4 protein-coding genes are annotated in these 3742 nt (G+C 75.5%); all 4 read left to right on the top strand.

From position 1 onward, the window contains the following. Positions 1 to 55: 55 nt before the first annotated feature. Genes ACFWR9_RS34315 through ACFWR9_RS34330 form a run of 4 tightly spaced genes read left to right on the top strand, consistent with a single transcriptional unit; the run spans position 56 to position 3625 of the window. Complete coding sequence (locus ACFWR9_RS34315) at positions 56 to 673, top strand: hypothetical protein (RefSeq protein ID WP_383849206.1); 618 nt, start codon at positions 56 to 58, stop codon at positions 671 to 673. Further along, positions 670 to 1614, top strand: coding sequence for a DUF6895 family protein (locus tag ACFWR9_RS34320; protein WP_383849201.1), 945 nt, complete (start codon positions 670 to 672; stop codon positions 1612 to 1614). The genes ACFWR9_RS34315 and ACFWR9_RS34320 overlap by 4 nt, the downstream gene beginning before the upstream one ends. Continuing rightward, on the top strand, positions 1611 to 2531 hold the full coding sequence (locus tag ACFWR9_RS34325) for a DUF6895 family protein (protein WP_383849203.1): 921 nt from the start codon (positions 1611 to 1613) through the stop codon (positions 2529 to 2531). Before ACFWR9_RS34320 ends, ACFWR9_RS34325 begins: the two co-directional genes overlap by 4 nt. Continuing rightward, the gene (locus ACFWR9_RS34330) at positions 2528 to 3625 is read left to right on the top strand and encodes a serine hydrolase domain-containing protein (protein WP_383849204.1); all 1098 of its coding nucleotides are present in this window, start codon (positions 2528 to 2530) and stop codon (positions 3623 to 3625) included. The genes ACFWR9_RS34325 and ACFWR9_RS34330 overlap by 4 nt, the downstream gene beginning before the upstream one ends. Positions 3626 to 3742: the final 117 nt, after the last annotated feature.

Below are 3742 nucleotides of genomic sequence, written 5' to 3' on the forward strand. Positions count from 1 at the left end.
CGGTCGGCTCCTCCGCGAGCCGTGGGGTCAGCGGGTCCGCGCGCCCCCCCCCCACGTGCGAGCGGGCAGCACCCTGACGACCGGCGGCGCCGGTGAGGGCGTCGCGCGTGCGGCGGTACGCGTTCTGGGCGCCGACACGCTGTTGCCCGCCGTCCTCCTGCGCGTTCCGCCCGACCCCGGGCAACTCGCGGTGTTCAAGGACGCCGTAACGGCCCATCCGCCGCGTCCCGACGCGGCCCCCGCCGTCGTATGGAGCCACTGGGCCATGGCCCGTGCCCTGCGCCGGCTCGACCAGCCCCTGGCCGGTCCGCCCGCCGGCGAGCCGGGTGCGGAATCCGGCGCCGACTGGCTCGACGAGGCCGGCTGGCAGGTGCTGACCCATCAGCTCGCGGTACTCGCCCCGCTCGCGCTGCCCGGCGAGGAGTGCGCGGTGACCCGTGTGGCCCGGCGCCGACCGGTGGACGTGGCCCGCGGCTTCGTCCGGGCGGTACGCCGCCGGGACTGGCAGCAGGCGGCCGGAGCCGGACGCTGGCTCACCCTCCTGGACGGGGTGCCGGAGAGCCTGGGCCTCGAAGCGGGACTCGACTTCGTACGTCTGATGGGCGGCTCGGACCCCCGGGTGGCCCTCCAGTTGGAGGCGGCGCGGCTGATGCCCGCCGGAGTCCTCCTGTGACCGTCCGGGACGTCGAGGAGGCGGCCCTGGACTGGGTGTGGTCCCACCGCGACCGCTTCGCGCTCGGCGAGGACGCGCTCGCGGCGGAGGGTCAGGTCAACCGGACCTGGAAACCGCTGGGCGAGCTGACCCGGGTCTGCGCCTCCGTGTCCCTGTGCACCCCAACGCCGGACCCGCTGCACGGCCGGGTGTCCGACCTGCTGGACTTCGCCTGGCAGCAGACCCACCGGGGCGAGCTGTTCCCGCTGATGCAGTCGCTGGAACCGTTCGCCACCTATCCGTTGGAGGTGTACGCCGCCTTCGCCTCGGCCGGTTTCCGGCACCCGGGCTACGAGGCGTCCGCCGCGATCGTGGCCCGTACCCGCGGCTGGCGGCTGACCGAGCAGTACCCCACCCGGCGGCTCGGCGTGCTGGAGGCCGAGCGGCACAGCGGCATCCATCCGCACGGGCGGCTCCCGCAGGCGCTGGGCCGCACCTGGCTGGGCGGCCTGCCCGAGCCCTGGACCTTCGAACGTGCGGCCGGTTACGCGCTCACCCACGTCGTGTTCCACCTCACCGACTGGGGACGCACCGTCCAGGGCGTGCCACCGGACCTCGCGGACTACCTGGTGGACTGGCTGCCGCCCTGGCTCGACACCTGCCTGGAGGCCCGGATGTGGGACCTGAGCTGCGAACTGCTGGCGGTCGCCGCCAGCCTGCCGCGTCCGCCGGAGCCCGCCGTCCTGGAGGACGCCTGGCTGCGCGTGGCGGCCGCCCAGGACGCGTCCGGCGCGCTCCCCGAGGAGGGCGCCGTGCGGGACGCCGCCGGGGAGCACGCGGGGACCGACCCCTATGACTTCACAGACTGTTACCACTCCACCCTGATGGCCGTGTTCGCGGCCGCCCTCACCACCGCACGGCTGCGGGACGCGGACCACGCCGGACAAGGAGTGCCGGGATGACGGACACCCGCCTGATCCACGGCGTCGGCGCCGGCGCGCTGGAGTGGCTGTGGGCCCACCGCGACGGCTTCCGCCTGGAGCAGGACGTGGACCCCGAGACCGGCTTCCTGGAGCGCTTCAAGCCGATCGGCGAACTCGCCCTGATCTGCAAGGTGCTCTTCCGCGAGGGCGTCGCCGGCTCCCGGCAGGCCCAGCTCGCGCGCCAACTGCTCGACCACACCTGGCGCGAGACCCTCGACGGCGGCCGGATGCTGGTGCGCGGCCAGCGCGTCGAGCCCTTCTCACCCGTCCCCTTCGAGGTGTACCTGCCGTTCAAGGAGCTGGGCTACAGCCAGCCCGAGGTGGAGCGGGCCACGGTCCTCAACCACCGGCTGGACAGCTGGGCGCGGTTCCCGGTCACGCCGACCCGGCGACTGGGCCTGTCCGCGTTCCAGCGCCGCTTCGGTCTGACCGCCCGGCCGCCCGAGGCCGACCTGGTCGCCACCACCTGGCTGGCCGGGACCCCCGAACCGTGGACGGTCGAGGGCCACACCGCGTACGACATCACGCACACCGTCTTCCACCTGACCGACTGGGGCGAGAACCCGGGCGGGCTGCCGCCGGCCGTCGCCGAGTACCTCGCCACCTGGCTGCCGGTGTGGATCGACGACTGGCTGGACCTCGAACGCTGGGACCTGCTCGGCGAACTCCTCGTGGTCGACGCCTGCCTGCCCCGTCCCACCCTCGACGAGGCCGCCTGGCGGGGCTTCGCCGCCGCGCAGCAGCCCGACGGCGCCATGCCCGCCGTACGCACCATGCCCGAGGGCGCCCCCGACTCGCTGTTCGACCTGGTCTACCACCCGACCCTGGTCGCCGCCTTCGCCTCCCTGCTCGCCACCTCCCGCGCGCTCAGCGAGCCGGCGCACACCGCGTCATGACGGGCCGTCCCACGCCCTGGCCGGGCGACCCCGACGACGCGGGCGACTTCCCGACGGGCCCGCAGGCACCCCCCGCACCCGTCGACGACGCCGCCCTGCACGAGCGGCTGGCCGAGGCCGTCGCCGCCTGCGACGCCCCCGACGTCGTCTTCGCCGTCTCCCGGCACGGCCGGCGCACCCTGCACAGCGGCGGCACCGCCCCGCCCCCCGACGTCCCCCGCGAGGACCTGCGCTACGAGATCGGGTCGGCCTCCAAGACGTTCAGCGGACTGCTGCTCACCCGGCTCGTGCGGCGCGGCGCGCTCACCGGCGGCGAGGCGGCCGTCACCTGCCTGGACCCCGGCCGCCCGGCCGGCCCGCACCCCGTGACGCTGGCCCACCTCCTCACCCACACGGCGGGACTGCCCGCCCTCCCGGCCGGCTTCCTGCGCTCCGGACTGCCGGCCTGGCGCACCAACCCCTACGCGCGCTACCCGGCCGAGCGGCTGACGGACACCTTCCTGCGCCACCGGCCCAGGCACCGCCCCGGAACCCGCTGGCACTACTCCAACTACGGCGTCTCCGTGCTCGGACACGCGGTCGCCGCGGTCCTGGGGACGCCCTGGGAGCACCTGCTCACCCGTCAGGTCCTGGACCCGCTGGGTCTGGGCGGCACCGCCCTGCGCGCCGAGGGCCCCGGCACCGACGCCGTGGGACACCGCAAGGACGGCCGCACCCCCGTCCCGCCGTTCGACGCGGGCGGCTTCCAGGCGGCCGGGGCCGTCCGGTCCACCCCGCACGACCTGCTCACCTTCCTCGAGGCCCACCTCGACCCGGCCGGCTCACCGGCCGCCGGCGCGCTGGGAGCCGTACGGGTACCGGTGCTGCGGCGGGGCCTCGGGCACCGGCACGTGCACACGGTGGCGTGGTTCCGGCACCCCACGGACGGCGGGCCGATGTACTTCCACAGTGGGGCCACCCTGGGCCAGCAGGCGTTCCTGGGCTTCCGCCCCGACACCGGCACAGCCCTGGCCGCGGTGTGCGGCAGACGCTTCCGCGCAGCGGACCCCTTCATCGCGGGCGCCTACGCGTTCCTCGCGCAGACACAGCGGTAGGGGGTGTCGTTTGGATCTTGCCGGGGGGGGTTTGGAAGCCCCCGTACACCCAGCCCCCCACACCCCAAACAAACCCCCCCCGGGGGGGGGGGGGGGGGGGGGCCGCGCGCCCCCCCC

This window comes from Streptomyces sp. NPDC058534, from assembly GCF_042717365.1.
Lineage (GTDB): Bacteria > Actinomycetota > Actinomycetes > Streptomycetales > Streptomycetaceae > Streptomyces.